Source organism: Ruegeria sp. ABV4_181, from assembly GCF_056158465.1.
Genome location: NZ_JBSWTI010000002.1, coordinates 2,603,038 through 2,617,951, shown reverse-complemented (window position 1 = coordinate 2,617,951; position 14,914 = coordinate 2,603,038). Strand labels below are relative to the sequence as shown.

15 protein-coding genes and 1 tRNA gene are annotated in these 14,914 nt (G+C 58.7%); 7 read left to right on the top strand and 9 right to left on the bottom strand.

What is annotated here, in order from left to right; translation table 11 throughout:
- The first annotated feature begins 1 nt into the window (after nucleotide 1).
- Nucleotides 2–1,222, top strand: a complete 1,221-nt coding sequence (locus ACXAC3_RS12995; protein ID WP_475160746.1) for a cysteine desulfurase — start codon at nucleotides 2–4, stop codon at nucleotides 1,220–1,222.
- Nucleotides 1,223–1,288: 66 nt separating this feature from the next.
- Nucleotides 1,289–1,365 (top strand) — tRNA-Arg (locus ACXAC3_RS12990).
- A 144-nt stretch (nucleotides 1,366–1,509) separates the two neighbouring features.
- On the opposite strand, the gene mepK is transcribed toward ACXAC3_RS12990, so the two are convergent.
- Entirely contained in the window at nucleotides 1,510–2,079 is a 570-nt protein-coding gene (mepK, locus tag ACXAC3_RS12985; RefSeq protein WP_475160744.1) for a peptidoglycan L,D-endopeptidase MepK, read from the bottom strand.
- Nucleotides 2,080–2,431: 352 nt separating this feature from the next.
- Here mepK and ACXAC3_RS12980 point away from each other — a divergent pair, with 352 nt between their 5' ends.
- From ACXAC3_RS12980 to ACXAC3_RS12965, 4 genes are read left to right on the top strand one after another with little or no spacing between them, the layout of a single operon-like run.
- Nucleotides 2,432–4,036: a L,D-transpeptidase family protein gene (locus ACXAC3_RS12980; RefSeq protein ID WP_475160742.1), complete on the top strand. Its 1,605-nt coding sequence runs from the start codon at nucleotides 2,432–2,434 to the stop codon at nucleotides 4,034–4,036.
- A gap of 35 nt (nucleotides 4,037–4,071) precedes the next feature.
- Nucleotides 4,072–5,163 (top strand): UDP-3-O-(3-hydroxymyristoyl)glucosamine N-acyltransferase, encoded by a 1,092-nt coding sequence (lpxD, locus tag ACXAC3_RS12975; protein ID WP_475160740.1) that lies wholly within the window; start codon nucleotides 4,072–4,074, stop codon nucleotides 5,161–5,163.
- Nucleotides 5,164–5,195: 32 nt separating this feature from the next.
- Complete coding sequence (locus tag ACXAC3_RS12970; RefSeq protein ID WP_170760709.1) at nucleotides 5,196–5,453, top strand: acyl carrier protein; 258 nt, start codon at nucleotides 5,196–5,198, stop codon at nucleotides 5,451–5,453.
- Nucleotides 5,454–5,462: 9 nt separating this feature from the next.
- Nucleotides 5,463–6,671 carry a beta-ketoacyl-[acyl-carrier-protein] synthase family protein gene (locus ACXAC3_RS12965; RefSeq protein ID WP_475160737.1) on the top strand — a complete coding sequence of 403 codons (1,209 nt, stop codon included), beginning with the start codon at nucleotides 5,463–5,465 and terminating at the stop codon, nucleotides 6,669–6,671.
- A gap of 65 nt (nucleotides 6,672–6,736) precedes the next feature.
- Here the strand turns inward: ACXAC3_RS12965 and ACXAC3_RS12960 are convergent, their stop codons facing one another.
- Entirely contained in the window at nucleotides 6,737–7,330 is a 594-nt protein-coding gene (locus tag ACXAC3_RS12960; protein WP_475160735.1) for an invasion associated locus B family protein, read from the bottom strand.
- Nucleotides 7,331–7,756: 426 nt separating this feature from the next.
- Between ACXAC3_RS12960 and ACXAC3_RS12955 the strand changes: the two genes are divergently transcribed.
- Nucleotides 7,757–9,298 carry a helicase HerA-like domain-containing protein gene (locus ACXAC3_RS12955; RefSeq protein ID WP_475160732.1) on the top strand — a complete coding sequence of 514 codons (1,542 nt, stop codon included), beginning with the start codon at nucleotides 7,757–7,759 and terminating at the stop codon, nucleotides 9,296–9,298.
- A gap of 11 nt (nucleotides 9,299–9,309) precedes the next feature.
- On the opposite strand, the gene ACXAC3_RS12950 is transcribed toward ACXAC3_RS12955, so the two are convergent.
- The 7 genes from ACXAC3_RS12950 to ACXAC3_RS12920 form a co-directional block, all read right to left on the bottom strand.
- Nucleotides 9,310–9,561, bottom strand: coding sequence for a hypothetical protein (locus tag ACXAC3_RS12950; RefSeq protein ID WP_475160729.1), 252 nt, complete (start codon nucleotides 9,559–9,561; stop codon nucleotides 9,310–9,312).
- A gap of 185 nt (nucleotides 9,562–9,746) precedes the next feature.
- Entirely contained in the window at nucleotides 9,747–11,060 is a 1,314-nt protein-coding gene (locus tag ACXAC3_RS12945) for a branched-chain amino acid ABC transporter permease (protein ID WP_475160726.1), read from the bottom strand.
- The gene (locus tag ACXAC3_RS12940; RefSeq protein WP_475160725.1) at nucleotides 11,057–12,067 is read right to left on the bottom strand and encodes a branched-chain amino acid ABC transporter permease; all 1,011 of its coding nucleotides are present in this window, start codon (nucleotides 12,065–12,067) and stop codon (nucleotides 11,057–11,059) included. The genes ACXAC3_RS12945 and ACXAC3_RS12940 overlap by 4 nt, the downstream gene beginning before the upstream one ends.
- A gap of 198 nt (nucleotides 12,068–12,265) precedes the next feature.
- Nucleotides 12,266–12,595: a hypothetical protein gene (locus ACXAC3_RS12935; protein ID WP_475160723.1), complete on the bottom strand. Its 330-nt coding sequence runs from the start codon at nucleotides 12,593–12,595 to the stop codon at nucleotides 12,266–12,268.
- Nucleotides 12,596–12,839: 244 nt separating this feature from the next.
- Nucleotides 12,840–13,229: a hypothetical protein gene (locus ACXAC3_RS12930; protein ID WP_475160721.1), complete on the bottom strand. Its 390-nt coding sequence runs from the start codon at nucleotides 13,227–13,229 to the stop codon at nucleotides 12,840–12,842.
- Entirely contained in the window at nucleotides 13,226–14,056 is an 831-nt protein-coding gene (locus tag ACXAC3_RS12925; protein ID WP_475160718.1) for an ABC transporter ATP-binding protein, read from the bottom strand. The genes ACXAC3_RS12930 and ACXAC3_RS12925 overlap by 4 nt, the downstream gene beginning before the upstream one ends.
- The gene (locus ACXAC3_RS12920) at nucleotides 14,053–14,841 is read right to left on the bottom strand and encodes an ABC transporter ATP-binding protein (RefSeq protein ID WP_475160716.1); all 789 of its coding nucleotides are present in this window, start codon (nucleotides 14,839–14,841) and stop codon (nucleotides 14,053–14,055) included. Before ACXAC3_RS12920 ends, ACXAC3_RS12925 begins: the two co-directional genes overlap by 4 nt.
- Between the last annotated feature and the right edge of the window lie 73 nt (nucleotides 14,842–14,914).

Sequence of the window (14,914 nt, the reverse complement as noted above, 5' to 3'; positions counted from 1 at the left end):
CATGTACGACGTGCAAAAAATCCGTTCAGATTTTCCGATCCTGTCGCGGCAGGTCAACGGCAAACCGCTGACCTATCTGGACAACGGGGCCTCGGCGCAAAAGCCGCAGGTCGTCATTGATGCGGTAACACGCGCCTATGCCGAAGAATACTCGAACGTGCACCGCGGTCTGCACTTCCTGTCCAACCTGGCGACCGAGAAATATGAGGCCGTCCGCGGCACGGTTGCCCGGTTTCTGGGCGCGGCAAGCGAGGATGAGATTGTCCTGAACTCGGGAACGACGGAGGGGATCAATCTGGTCGCTTATGGCTGGGCCATGCCCCGCCTGCAGGCCGGGGACGAGATCGTCCTGAGCGTCATGGAACATCACGCCAATATCGTGCCCTGGCATTTTCTGCGCGAACGGCAGGGTGTCGTGTTGAAATGGGTGGATGTGGACGCGGATGGCGGGCTTGACCCGCAGGCCGTGATTGACGCGATCGGACCAAAGACCAAACTGGTCGCCGTGACACAGTGTTCCAACGTTCTGGGGACCGTGGTGGACGTCAAGGCCATCACTCAGGGCGCGCATGCAAAAGGCGTTCCTGTGCTTGTGGATGGCAGTCAGGGGGCCGTGCACATGCCGGTCAACGTGTCGGATATTGGCTGCGATTTCTATGCAATCACCGGACACAAACTGTATGGTCCTTCCGGGTCCGGCGCGATCTATATCAAGTCCGAAAGGATGGCCGAAATGCGCCCCTTCATAGGCGGCGGCGACATGATCAAAGAGGTCAGCAAGGATCAGATCATCTACAACGATCCGCCGATGAAGTTCGAGGCCGGAACCCCCGGCATCGTTCAGACCATCGGACTGGGCGTTGCGCTGGATTACATGTCGGATCTGGGGATGGAACACATCGCCGCGCATGAGGCCGGAATACGTGATTATGCGATGCAAAGGCTCACGGGGCTGAACTGGGTACAGGTGCAAGGCACACGCCCGGACAAGGCGGCGATTTTCAGCTTTACGTTGGACGGGGCCGGTCATGCCCATGATGTGTCGACAATTCTCGATAAGAAGGGTGTTGCCGTGCGCGCAGGCCATCACTGCGCCGGGCCACTGATGGATTTCTTTGGTGTGACCGCCACCTGCCGCGCCAGCTTTGGGCTTTATAACACCAAGGAAGAGGTCGATACGCTGATTGACGCGCTGGAACTGGCGCATGAACTCTTTGCGTGAAACCGGGCGTTTCTGGTCAGATTTGCAGTTGCACCCGGACCGGAACAAGGTTAGCTAACGGCCAAGGCACCTGTAGCTCAGCTGGATAGAGCGCTGCCCTCCGAAGGCAGAGGCCAGAGGTTCGAATCCTCTCAGGTGCGCCATAATCCTGTTATTCCACCAGCGTCCGATCCCGTCGGCGATGACGTCTGTTCATAGACGTGTGCGGTCAGACTTCCGTTGCCTTCGCTCCAAAAACAAAGAGCGCCGGGCGGCGCTCGTCGTTGGCTGGAATTGGAACAGGCGTATCAGCCGCCCCAGGACCGGACCACGCCGCAGTCCATATGCACAAAGTTTGAGCGGGAGTATTTGCCGACGCCGCCGGCGCGGCAGGACATGGCCGCTTTGGCCATCTGGGATACCGAGCGCGAGGACAGGCGTAGATCAGCGGCCTGACCTTTCATGTGCAACGAGTTCTTGGCAACCCGGCGCGACCGGGACCTCAGCATCGCGTTGGTCTGCGGGGAGCGATAGCCGGACAGCAGCATGTAGGGTTCGTTGACATCCAGCAGATTGTGCGAGGCGGCCATGATGTCGATGGTGCGCAGGTCCATGTCCTTGACCTGATCGGTCCGCCAGTCGCGCATGAAGTGGTTCACTTCCTTGACAGCGTCCTTGATGTATTTCCCATCGACCCAATATATCATGTCGATCCGTTCGCCCGTGCGACCGGAATACATACGAATGCGTCGGATATCGCCACCGCCGCGAAGGAATCCTGCTGCATTGGAATAAGTCGGTGCGGCCACGACTGCCGTAGCTGCGAATGCGCCCAATAGGGCACGCCGGGTCAGGCCCGAGGTACTGCACTTCGTCATTTCTGTTTCGTCCCGTACTGTTCCTGCCTGCACACGATGTTACGCGCGCGATCTTAATTTTTTCCCATCCCAGATGCGGGATTTATGACACAGAGGCGAAAGGCAGCCAAGAAGTCTTTCATATTCACCATTTCAAGGGGGAATTTTCGGCAGTTTTTTGCGCAGGTGATGCAAATGGGTATAATCTTTAGACAATTATGTGTCGGCCCGATTCAGCCGATGCAAACAAGCATCACGCGCGGACATAAGCGCAGAATTGAAGCATTTGTGAATAGACATTCTGCGTGGCGCGAAACCATAGTTATCGACGCAATACAAACGACGTAAGATATTGAATAGTCAAGGCCATCAAATGCTCTCTGTTTTTCGGACGCGTACCAGTACCCTCGTCGCCGCATGCTTGTTCGCCGCGGCATCCGTTGCCAGTGCCGAAACCAGGCCAGCGACTGCATTCCAGATGGCCGTTGCCGAGTTTGCGCCGACAGGCTCGGGGATTGCCGAATTCTACCGGACCAGCGGGTTTGCGCCGATTTGGGTGGGGACCACGCGCGAGCATCAGGAGCGACGCGCCAGGCTGATCCGGGCCTTGTCTACAACCCATATGCACGGGCTGCCCGGCGGGTTCCACGACGTTCAGGCGCTTTTGGATCAGATGCAGACCGCGCGTACAATGCGCGATCTGGGCGCGGTCGAGATCAAGTTGACCCGAGCATTTGTCGAGTACGCGCGCAGTCTCCAATCCGGCGCTTTGCGTCCTTCGGATATCGACGACGGGCTGGTTCGCAAGGTTGAACGGACCCCGGCCAAAGACCATTTGCAGGGGCTGATTGCCACCGAAAACGCCGCGTATTTCGATCAGCTGGCCCCGCAATCGACCCAGTATCGGGCGTTGATGAAACAGAAGATGGCCCTGGAAAACCTTGTGCAGCAAGGGGGGTGGGGTGCGACCGTTCCGGTGTCCAAGCTGGAATATGGCGATACCGGACCCAACGTCGTTAAGCTGCGCAACAGGTTGGTTTCCCTGGGATATCTCAAACCGACGGCCAGCCCGAAATTCGATGACGCGCTGTTGTCTGCGGTACAGGCCTTTCAGGTGGATCACGGTCTGGAACCGGATGGCGTTGCCGGGCAGGGAACGATCACCGAGCTTAACCGAAGCGCATCTGAGAGGCTGAAGGCGGTCTACGTTGCACTGGAACGCGAGCGCTGGCTGCCGCGCGACCGAGGTGAGCGGCACATTCTGGTCAACCAGGCCGACTTCTCCGCCAAGATCGTCGATGACGGGCAGGTGACCTTCGAAACGCGCGCGGTGATTGGCAAAAACACACATGACCGGCGCAGCCCCGAGTTCTCGGACGAGATGGAGCATATGGTCATCAACCCAAGCTGGTATGTCCCAAGGTCGATTATCACCAAGGAATACTTGCCTAAACTGCAGTCCAATCCCAACGCGGTCGGCCATATTCAGATCACGGACCGCTCCGGTCGTCAGGTCAATCGCGGTGCGGTCGACTTTACCCAGTTCGACGCCAGGAACTTTCCTTTCGCGATGCGCCAGCCGCCCAGCAAAAGCAATGCGCTGGGGCTGGTGAAGTTCATGTTCCCCAACAAGTACAACATCTATCTGCATGATACGCCTCAGAAAAACCTGTTCGCGCGCGAGGTGCGTGCGTTCTCGCACGGGTGTATCCGTTTGGCGCAGCCGTTTGAGTTCGCCTACGCGCTGCTGGCCAGACAAGAGGAAGACCCCAAGTCGTTCTTTCACCGAGTTCTGGTCACCGGCAAGGAAACGACCGTGCAGCTTGAACAGCATGTTCCGGTTCATCTGATTTACCGCACGGCTTATATCGGGCCAAAAGGTCAGGTTCAGTACCGCCGCGATGTTTACGACCGGGATCGGAAAATCTGGGAGGCCCTGCAGAAAGCAGGGGTGGCCCTGCCGGACGTTCAGGGGTAATCACCGGGGCACGTCCTTAAACCGGGAAGCCCGTCATGCAGTTTACCATTCAGCAAATAGCCGAAGCGCTCGGTGCCGAAAGCCAGGGCGATGCGGACCTGATCATCGAACGGGCGGCAGAACCTGCGGACGCAGGCGCCTCGGACCTCGCGATGGCCATGTCCCCGAAATACGCCGAAGCGCTGAGTGCCGGGTCTGCGCGGGCGGCGGTCCTGTGGGAAGGCGCGGACTGGCAGGCGCTGGGGCTGAAGGCTGCGATCTTTGTTCCGCGGCCGCGCATGGCCATGGCCGGGATTACGTCGATGCTGGACCGGGGACAGGGGGTCGCGCCGGGGATTCACCCGTCGGCAGTGGTAGACCCGACCGCGGAAATCGGCGAGGGCGCGTCCATTGGGCCGCTCGCGGTCATTGGCGCAAGGGCGCGGATCGGCAAGGATGCCGTCATCGGGGCGCATTGCGTGATTGGAATGGACGCTGTGCTGGGGGATAGCGCGACGCTGCGCGAGATGGTCAGCATCGGGGCGCGGGCTCGGATCGGCGACCGGTTCATCGCCCAACCCGGCGCTCGAATCGGCGGCGACGGCTTCAGCTTTGTCACCCCCGAGGTATCGGGGGCCGAGAACGCACGCAAAACCCTGGGCGATCAGGGCGACGCGCGCGCGCAAAGCTGGCTGCGAATACATTCGCTGGGCGCGGTAGAGATCGGCGATGATGTTGAGGTGGGGGCAAATTGCACCATCGACAACGGCACGATACGCAATACCTGCATCGGCAACGGTTCGAAACTGGATAACCTTGTGCATGTCGGCCACAACACCCGCGTCGGGCAGGATTGTCTGCTGTGCGGCCAAACCGGCGTGTCCGGATCGGTCGAGATCGGCAACAGTGTTGTTCTGGGCGGTCAGACCGGCGTGGTGGACAATATCTTTATCGGCGACGGCGTTATCTCGGGCGGCGGCACCAAAATCCTGTCCAACGTGCCTGCGGGACGGGTGATCATGGGCTATCCGGGCATCAAAATGGAAACCCATACTGATGTCTACAAAGCCCAGCGCCGGTTGCCGCGCATGGCGCGTGACGTAGAGGCGTTGAAAAAGGCTGTTTTCAAACAGCCTCCGAGAGATTAAATCACACTCAACGTGATAATCAGAGGATCGACATGAGCATCACCGACCGCGTCATCGCAATCATCGCTGAGCAGGCCGTGCTGGAGCCTTCGGATGTGACGCCCGAAAGTACGCTCGAGGATCTGGGCATCGACAGTCTGGGACTGGTCGAAAGCATTTTTGCCATAGAAGAAGAGTTCGACATTTCGGTGCCGTTCAATGCCAACGAACCAACGGCCAGCGATTTCGATATCTCAAATGTTGCCGCCATCATCGCGGGCATTGAAAAGCTTGTGTCGGAAAAGGTCTGACCTAAGCTGATGAAACGCGTTGTCATTACCGGGGCCGGGACGATCAACTCGCTGGGCCATTCCGTTCCCGATACGCTGGAGGCTATGCGTGAAGGCCGCTGCGGCATTTCCGAGCTTGAGTTCCGTGACGTAGACCGGCTGGCCATCAAGATCGGCGGCCAGGTGCGCGGGTTCGAGGCCGAGGGGCGGTTCAATCGCCAGCAGATGACCCTGTATGACCGGTTTACCCAATTCACGCTGACTGCGGCGAAGGAAGCGATTGATCAGTCTGGGATCGAATTTCACGGTGACCTTGCGGCCCGCTCCGGCGTTGTGCTTGGCACTGCGGGTGGCGGCGTTTCCACATGGGACGACAATTACCGGTCTGTGTACGAGGACGGCAAGAACCGCGTTCACCCGTTCGTGGTGCCCAAGCTGATGAACAACGCCGCAGCCAGTCATGTGTCGATGGAGCATAATCTGAAAGGCCCCAGCTTCACGGTTTCGACGGCCTGTGCGTCTTCGAACCATGCCATGGCGCAGGCGTTTCAGATGGTCCGTAGCGGGGCCGCACCCGCGATGATCACGGGCGGATCGGAATCCATGCTGTGCTTTGGCGGCGTGAAGGCCTGGGAAGGTTTGCGCGTCATGTCCAAGGATGCCTGCCGCCCCTTCAGCGCCAACCGCAATGGCATGGTTCAGGGTGAAGGCGCGGGTGTGTTTGTATTCGAGGAATACGAACATGCGCGGGCGCGCGGCGCAGACATTCTGTGCGAAGTGGTCGGATTTGCGATGTCGTCCGACGCGTCAGACATCGTAATGCCAAGCAAGCAAGGCGCGTCGCGGGCGATGTCGGGCGCGCTGGCCGATGCCGGGCTGAACGCGGATCAGGTCGGATATATAAACGCCCATGGCACCGGAACGGCGGCAAACGACAAAACCGAATGCGCTGCGGTGGCCGATGTGTTCGGACCGCATGCGGACGATCTGATGATCTCGTCCACAAAGTCCATGCATGGCCATCTGATCGGCGGCACCGGCGCTGTGGAGTTGCTGGCCTGCATCATGGCGCTGCGTGACGGCGTAATTGCTCCGACCATTGGCTATGAAGAACCGGACCCGGAATGCGCGCTGGATGTTGTGCCGAACGATGCCCGCGAAGCCAAGGTCGATGTGGCGCTGAGCAATGCGTTTGCCTTTGGCGGGCTGAACGCGGTTCTGGCCCTGAAACGCGTCTGAAGCAGGACAGTTGGGAATGAAGAACGCCGCCATTTTTATCGGCGGCGCTTTTTTGTTTCGGTAGGTCAGTTCTGATTGGCGACCAGCCCGTCGAAACCGGACGTGAAGCCAGACAGGGACATCTCCATCTGCAGGACCTGATCCGGGAACCGCGCAGGCACCAGCGACAGCACGGCCTTGCTGCCGGCTTTCATGGCGTCAATGTCGCCCTGGCTTAGCCCCAGTTGCGCGACGCAGCCAACCGGCACACAATGGTGATAATTGTAAAGCTTGCGCGGTGCCCCATCAATCGACAGCGCAAGCTGAGCCTGCAGCAGCGTTTCCAACGGTACGATCACGTTGGCCCAAGCCACCGCTGCACCACCTGCAGGAAGCTTGCCGATGGTCACCTCGGCAATGGGTTCACCCTGTTGGCCGTTCAGAATCTGCACCATCGCGCAAGGATCGTCGCCTTCTTCAGCCTTGATACAGGACACGTCCCAATCGCCCGACTTTTCCTTGACGAATTGCTCGCCGATGCGGGGACCTTCGCTGCCCAGATCCAGGCCGCTGTCGGTGGATTGCGACGGGGTTTCCTCGGTCTGAGTTTCCTGGGCGTTTACGGCACCGCAAATCAACGCGGCTGCCATTACGGTGGATGGTAGGAGTTTCTTGATCATGAATGCCTCGGCAGTGTGACAGAGCTTTTTGCCCGGTCTATCACCCTTGGATCATGGTGTCAGTCATTAAGCAGCGTGAACATGTGGAAGTGAACGGATTCTTGCCGTCGACCGTCGCAACTCGGCAACGAAAAAGGGAGCCGGTGGAGCGGCTCCCTTCCAGAAAATGTTCTCCCCGTCGGACTGGCCGACTTAGTTATGCGCAGACGTTACGAGAGGGGAGCGCGGCGGTCAACTGCAAACCTGAAATTTTAATGACACGACCAGCGTTCTTTAAAAAAACCGCGCCCGAAGGCGCGGCCAGTCGACAGGGAGGAAGTTCGCCGCCTTGCACCTTACGCCGCGAAGGCAGCGAAAATGACTATCGCAGTTAAAGGTTAACTTTGTATGCTGGGGGCAGATCGGTGAAATTAAGGCCTTACATACATGGACAAAAACATCTTTCTGGGCGGTGCAGGTGAAGACTATAGCCAGCCTCAAACCCTTGCTTTGAACTATGCCAACAGACACGGCCTGATCGCCGGCGCCACTGGCACGGGGAAGACCGTGACCCTGCAAATTCTGGCCGAAGGGTTTTCGCAGGCCGGTGTTCCGGTCTTTCTGTCTGACGTCAAAGGTGACCTTTCCGGATTGGCCAAAGCCGGCAGCGAAAACCACAAGCTGCATCAGGCGTTTCAGGATCGGGCTCAGCGTATCGGGTTTCAAAACTACGACTATGCCGCCTGCCCGGTGACGTTCTGGGATTTGTTCGGGCAGCAGGGGCACCCGGTCAGAACCACCGTGACCGAGATGGGGCCGCTGCTGTTGTCGCGCCTCATGGACCTGAGCGAAGCGCAGGAGGGTATTCTGAACATCGCGTTCCGTGTTGCAGATGAAGAAGGTATGCCGCTGCTGGACCTGAAGGATCTGCAAGCCTTGCTGGTTTGGATCGGGGAAAACCGCGCCCAGCTGTCCTTGCGCTATGGCAATGTCTCAACCGCATCGATCGGGGCGATCCAGCGGCGTCTGCTGGTACTGGAAAATCAGGGTGGCACCAATCTGTTCGGCGAACCGGCGCTGGAACTGAGCGATCTGATGCGGCTCGACGAAAACGGGCAGGGCATGGTGAATATCCTGGCCTCCGACAAGCTGATGGGTTCGCCGCGCCTATACGCGACGTTCCTCTTGTGGCTGCTCAGCGAACTGTTCGAGGAACTGCCCGAGGTGGGCGATCCCGATAAACCCAAGCTGGTTTTCTTCTTTGATGAAGCTCATCTGTTGTTTGAAGACGCACCAAAGATATTGGTCGATAAGGTCGAGCAGGTCGCACGTCTAATCCGGTCCAAGGGCGTTGGCGTCTATTTCATCTCGCAGAATCCGGCGGATATCCCCGAGGATATTCTGGGGCAGTTGGGCAACCGGGTTCAACACGCGTTGCGCGCCTTCACTGCGCGGGACAGAAAAAACCTGCGTCTTGCGGCCGAAACCTATCGGGAAAACCCGGCTTTCGACACCGAGGCCGCGATCCGCGAGGTTGGTGTGGGTGAGGCCGTGACCTCGATGTTGCAGAAGAAGGGTGTGCCGGGGATCGTCGAACGCACACTGATCCGGCCTCCGGGGTCTCAGCTTGGTCCGATCACGGCCTCCGAACGGCAGGCGGTCATGGCTGCCTCTCCGATGAAGGCAAAATACGGCACGCTGAAGGATCGAAAATCCGCGTTCGAGATTCTCAGGGCGCGTGCCGATACAGCCGCGCAAGAGGCGGCAAAAGCGGAAGAGCAGGAGGAGACTCTGTCTCTGGCCGAACGCGAATTCGCCACCGCGCGCCGGTATTCCGGCAGCAGGGTCGGGCGGTCGTCGTCGCGCGTGTCACGTCAGAAAGACACGTTTGCAACGGCCATGAGTCAGGCGGTCATCAAAGAGCTGAAGGGCACCACAGGACGCCGGATCGTGCGCGGCATCCTTGGGGGCTTGTTCAAAAGCCGGTAGCCCCGAACGCACTACTTCAGGCGGCGCTGGCCTTCCTGACGACAATAGGCATCGGCCTCGGGGACCGTCATCCTGGTCGCTGGAAAGTTAATGGCCCGGTCCCAGGTCACGCGGTCCTGACGGTACAGCTGACATGTCACTTCACCCTTCGGGGTCTGCACTGTGACTGGGGCCGTTTCCAGATCCTCGGGCGAGGGGATGCATCCGGTCAGAACTGCTGTCAGGGGAAAAAGCAGGAAAGTCTTGGCAGTGGTAGATTTCATGATTGGTGCTCATTTTACTGGTTAACTATTTGGTCGACGAAGATCGGCAAATTTGGTGTGAGAGTGCGCCGGGCATCGCCTGATTACAGGTAAGCGTTGTGAATCCGTCTATTCACAATCCTGATTCTAATCAAGAAACCGCGCCGTTTTTGCGGCGCGGTTCAGGCAATTGACTATATTCTGATCTATTTCTCGGGGATCAGTCCCCTAGGACTGAATCTGAGAACAATCAGCAGGATCAGGCCCATTGTGAACAACCGCATATGCGCGGCGCTTCCAATCAGGTGAGCCTTCAGCGCGTTTCCATCGGGCAGACCAATGGTGATCAGGTTCATCAGCCAAAGGCCAATGGGTTCAACCTGAACCCAAAGAAACCAGATCAGGAACGCGCCCAAAACGGCTCCGAAATTGTTGCCCGATCCACCAACGATCACCATCACCCAGACGAGGAAAGTGAACCGCAGCGGCTGGTAGGCACTGGGGGTTAGCTGACCGTCCAGCGTGGTCATCATTGCACCGGCGATGCCGCAGATGGCCGAGCCCAGCACGAAGATCTGCAGGTGGCGGCGGGTGACGTCCTTGCCCATGGCTTCAGCTGCGACCTCATTGTCGCGAATGGCGCGCATCATGCGGCCCCACGGGCTTTTGAGCGCCATCTGAGCCATCCACAAAAGCGCCAGCAGTACGATCAGGAACAGCAGCGAATAGCCCAGCTTGACCGACAGGGTAGAGGCCGTGACCGGGTCCAGCCCGAACCATTCCGCCCGGGCGATAAAGCCGGGATCTTGCTGTAATTCGACCTCGTACCCGACCACAGGGGCCGGGCGCGGAATGCCGTAGACATTCTTGACGCCCCGCGCCAGCCAGTCTTCGTTTTTAAGGATGGCGATGATGATCTCGGCAATTCCAAGCGTGGCAATTGCCAGATAGTCCGAACGCAGGCCCAGCGCCGTCTTGCCGATCAGCCAGGCCGCCCCGGCGGCCAGCAACCCACCCGCAGGCCAAGCAATGAGGACAGGCAGGTTAAGACCGCCAATGTTGCCTTCCACGGCCGGGTTGATGGCCTCGACCGCAGCGGCGTTGGGGTCAAATATCGCACGGTAGACAAAGAAGCCGACAATCAGAATGCCAATGATCGACAGGGTCTGCACCCGGCCTTTCGGCAGTTTCTGCGCCACCAGAACGGCGCCGACAACGGTTGCGGCCCCCAGCATCAGGGCCAGAACGATGCCATACCCGCCGGAAGACCAAGCTCCGGGTGTCGGCGGGGTTGAAACCAGCACGACGGCCAACCCGCCCAGCGCGACAAAACCCATAACACCAACATTGAACAGCCCCGCAAAGCCCCATTGCAGGTTCACCCCGATCGACATGATGGCCGAGATCAGCCCCATGTTCAGGATCAGGATCGCGGCGTTCCAGCTCTGCGTAAATCCGGTCAACAGAATCAGGCCGCCGACAACGGCAAAAAGCAGCGTGTTTTTGACGGACTCGGTCATACCGCTTTCCCTTTGAACAGGCCCGTGGGCTTAAACAGAAGCACGATCAGCAGAATGACAAAGCTGACGGCGAATTTGTAATCGGTGGACAGGAACTGCACCAATCCCGACGGGGCCAGGTTTTCCGGTGCGACATAGGTCAGAACCTTCTTCCACGCATAGGTGATTGTGACCTCGGAAAAGGCGATGATGAAGCCGCCCGCGATGGCCCCCAGCGGGTTGCCAAGCCCGCCCACGATGGCCGAGGCAAAGATCGGCAGCAGCAGCTGGAAATAGACGAACGGCTTAAAGCTCTTGTCCAACCCGTACAGCACGCCGGCTGTGGTGGCCAAGGCCGCAACGATGATCCAGGTGATCATCACCACACGCTCGGGGTTGATGCCGGACAGCAGCGCCAGATCTTCGTTATCCGAATAGGCGCGCATCGACTTGCCGGTGCGGGTCTTGTTGAGGAACCAGAACAGCAGCGCCACGGCAACAACGGCAACGACGACCGTGATCGCCTGCGACGTTCGGATGGCAAGTCCTTCGTTCAGACCGGTCATGGTCTTGAAATCCCGCGCTGAAATCAGAAACCGCGCACCATCGGAAAATCGCTGGTCGTCCGGCCCGATGATGAACCGCACCAGACCGTTCATGATGAACATGACGCCCATGGAAACGATCACCAGAATGACCGGCTTCGCCTTCTGCTCGCGGTAGAAACGGTAAACCAGCCGGTCGGTGATCAGTACCAGAACAATGCAGCCCAGGATGGCAAAGGGTAGGGCCAGTAGAGCGGTCGGCAGCGGGCCGAAGCTGACCCCGGCGGCCTGCAGCCCCCAGGTGACCAGCACGGCGATCATCGCGCCAAAGGCCATCGTGTCGCCATGGGCAAAATTGGAAAACCGCAGGATTCCGTATATCAGGGTCACCCCCAGCGCCCCCAGAGCCAGCTGACTGCCATAGGCAACCGCCGGCACAAGGACGAAATTCGATAGCGCGACGAGCGCGTTCAGTAGATCCATTATTTCTTCTCACTGTCCGGGTGCGACCTTATGGCATGACGATCCCTGCGGGCACAACATTTCGGGCCCGGATTAAAGCCATATTTTCCTGCTGTTTGCGAAAAAGAACCACGAAGAACGCGGGCTTCGCGGAACAGTCCCCGGTTTCGGCGCGCGCCAGCAATTTCTGCCGCACGCCCAGGTAGATCAGCCGGGGAATCAGGCGGCTGTTTCGGTGCACATTCCGTGATCGGTACCGGCATGCGGACCCTTGACCGAAAGGTCATAAGACATGTCACCAAAGTGGACGACGAAGGTCATGACGTCCTGATCTTCGATATGAACAAATGTCATGTTGCCAACGCCCTTGAATACCATTGCATCACCCGCAATGTCCTTTGTCTCGATACTGCCCTTGTCCCCTTCGGGTGCCCGGTTGAGGCGGACTTCGCTGCCATCGCGATCCGAGACGCAGACAAAGTGACGCTCTTCCGCGGTTGCGGTCGTGGCGAACAGCGTGGCGACCGCCACACACATCCATTTTTTCATTTTTGTGTCCTGAATAGTGTATTTCATTCAGAAGGTTCGCTGGTTTCGCGGAGAAAGCGTGTGCAATCCCGGGAAATCGTTTCCTTCATATCTTCGCGCGCTAACGGGAGATTGTGACCGGATTGCAGCCGAGGCGTGGTTTTCTTTGGACTGGGCACGTTTTTGGGAAACATCGGAATTCTGTGCGCCAAAAGCTCACAAATGACAGATTTCGTTTGTGTCGAAACGGGCTTGAAAATGCCCTCTAACCCTTGACCTCACAGCGGCCGAAACCCGTCAGACTTACGCCGCGACCGACAAATGAGTGAGTTGTGTAGGCGACCATGCCATCCCCAAACACACTAAACGTGTAAGAGGTTGATCGGGTTGGGTCCCATCCATGCGCGGTCGTCAGGTCCTGAGAGATCCGATGCAAGTTTAAGACGGGTAGACTGTTGCGCCCGAGGTGCAATCGAAGCTTGTCTTCGGCCAGAATTTCATACTCGAATTCCAATCCCTTGCCGGACTTTGTCGTTTGGCAGGCGTTGATGTTTGCGCATGTATATTCCAGCAAGCATCTTTTTGTTTCCCCGGCGGCCGCCGCGTTGCTCATCAACATGAGCGCAGCAACCAATGCCGTTGAGAAAACCTTCATCCGCCCAGAAAACTCTTCCGAACCTCGGGATCAGCCAGCAGTTCCTTGCCCGTGCCGGTATAGGCGTTGCGACCCTGAACCAGCACATATCCCTTGTCCGCGATCTCCAGCGCCTGGCGGGCGTTCTGTTCGACCATCAGGATCGGCAGACCCGTGCGCGAGACCTCGATGATCCGGTCGAACAGTTCATCCATCACGATGGGTGAGACACCGGCCGTTGGTTCGTCCAGCATCAGCACTTTGGGCTGTGTCATCAGCGCGCGGCCCACGGCAACCTGTTGGCGCTGGCCGCCGGACAATTCTCCGGCTGCCTGGTTCCGCTTGTCGCGGAGGATGGGGAACAGGTCATAGACCTGCTCCATCGTCTGGCTGATGTCGTCGCGGCGGATGAATGCGCCCATCTCAAGGTTCTCTTCCACCGTCATCGACGTGAAGATGTTCGAGGTCTGAGGCACAAAGCCCATTCCCCGCATCACCCGGTCTTGCGGCGTGAGGGTGGTGATATCCTCACCGTCCAGCCGAACCGACCCGGCGCGGACGTCCAGCATCCCAAACACGGCCTTCATCGCAGTAGACTTACCGGCGCCGTTGGGGCCGACGATCACCGCAATTTCACCTTTGTCGACGGCAATGGTGCAATCGTGCAGAATGTCCGGCCCTTTGCCGTAGCCGCCGGTCATGGTGTCACCGATCAGAAAGGGGCCGCCTTCCACGCGGTGCGTTTCGCCGCTTTTGCGGTGGGCGGGTGTCATCGTGCCGATACCCGCGGTATTGGTGATCGAGGCGTCCTTGTTGCCCTTGTCGTCCTGATAGGGGTTGTCGGTCACGCGCCCGCCTCCAGCTTGTCCTTGTTCTTCAGGCCGGTGCCCAGATAGGCCTCGATCACGTGCTCGTTGGCCTTGATCTCGTCCAGCGTGCCTTCGGCCAGAACCTTACCCTCGGCCATACAGATGACCGGGTCGCAGATCTTGCCGATGAAATCCATGTCATGCTCGATGACGACAAAGGTATAGCCGCGTTCCTTGTTCAGCCGCAGGATCGTGTCGGCGATGGTCATCAGCAGGGTGCGGTTCACGCCTGCGCCGACCTCGTCCAGAAACACGATCTTGGCGTTGACCATCATGGTGCGTCCAAGTTCCAGCAGCTTTTTCTGACCGCCCGAAACCTGACCGGCCTTGTGATCCGCCAGATGTTCGATCGTCAGGAATTCCAGAACTTCATCGGCCTTGGCCTTGAGCGCGCGTTCTTCATCGGCGATGCGCTTGCGGCCGAACCACGTGTTCCACAGCGATTCCCCCGATTGTGCACCAGGCACCATCATCAGGTTTTCGCGGCAGGTCATCGACGAAAACTCATGCGCGATCTGGAAGGTGCGCAGAAGGCCCTTGTGAAACAGATCGTGCGGGGGCAGGCCGGTGATCTCTTCGCCATCCATGAAGACGCGTCCGCTGGTGGGCGGCAAAACCCCTGCGATCACGTTGAACAAAGTGGTCTTTCCGGCCCCGTTCGGCCCGATCAGGCCGGTGATCGAGCCCTTTTGGATTTCCAGCGATGCCCCGTCCACCGCGTGAAAACCGCCGAAATGCTTGTGCACGTCTTCGACGACGATCATCTTTTCCCCTAGCCGCCGTTTTCGGCGTTGTTGTTTTCCCATCCCCCGGAGAGGTGCGGTCTTTTTTCATCGA

Excerpts from the sequence above, each read along its gene's own strand:
- ACXAC3_RS12995 (WP_475160746.1), top strand. The coding sequence starts at position 2 with ATGTACGACGTGCAAAAAATCCGTTCAGATTTTCCGATCCTGTCGCGG.
- mepK (WP_475160744.1), bottom strand. The coding sequence starts at position 2,079 with ATGACGAAGTGCAGTACCTCGGGCCTGACCCGGCGTGCCCTATTGGGC.
- ACXAC3_RS12980 (WP_475160742.1), top strand. The coding sequence starts at position 2,432 with ATGCTCTCTGTTTTTCGGACGCGTACCAGTACCCTCGTCGCCGCATGC.
- lpxD (WP_475160740.1), top strand. The coding sequence starts at position 4,072 with ATGCAGTTTACCATTCAGCAAATAGCCGAAGCGCTCGGTGCCGAAAGC.
- ACXAC3_RS12970 (WP_170760709.1), top strand. The coding sequence starts at position 5,196 with ATGAGCATCACCGACCGCGTCATCGCAATCATCGCTGAGCAGGCCGTG.
- ACXAC3_RS12965 (WP_475160737.1), top strand. The coding sequence starts at position 5,463 with ATGAAACGCGTTGTCATTACCGGGGCCGGGACGATCAACTCGCTGGGC.
- ACXAC3_RS12960 (WP_475160735.1), bottom strand. The coding sequence starts at position 7,330 with ATGATCAAGAAACTCCTACCATCCACCGTAATGGCAGCCGCGTTGATT.
- ACXAC3_RS12955 (WP_475160732.1), top strand. The coding sequence starts at position 7,757 with ATGGACAAAAACATCTTTCTGGGCGGTGCAGGTGAAGACTATAGCCAG.
- ACXAC3_RS12950 (WP_475160729.1), bottom strand. The coding sequence starts at position 9,561 with ATGAAATCTACCACTGCCAAGACTTTCCTGCTTTTTCCCCTGACAGCA.
- ACXAC3_RS12945 (WP_475160726.1), bottom strand. The coding sequence starts at position 11,060 with ATGACCGAGTCCGTCAAAAACACGCTGCTTTTTGCCGTTGTCGGCGGC.
- ACXAC3_RS12940 (WP_475160725.1), bottom strand. The coding sequence starts at position 12,067 with ATGGATCTACTGAACGCGCTCGTCGCGCTATCGAATTTCGTCCTTGTG.
- ACXAC3_RS12935 (WP_475160723.1), bottom strand. The coding sequence starts at position 12,595 with ATGAAAAAATGGATGTGTGTGGCGGTCGCCACGCTGTTCGCCACGACC.
- ACXAC3_RS12930 (WP_475160721.1), bottom strand. The coding sequence starts at position 13,229 with ATGAAGGTTTTCTCAACGGCATTGGTTGCTGCGCTCATGTTGATGAGC.
- ACXAC3_RS12920 (WP_475160716.1), bottom strand. The coding sequence starts at position 14,841 with ATGATCGTCGTCGAAGACGTGCACAAGCATTTCGGCGGTTTTCACGCG.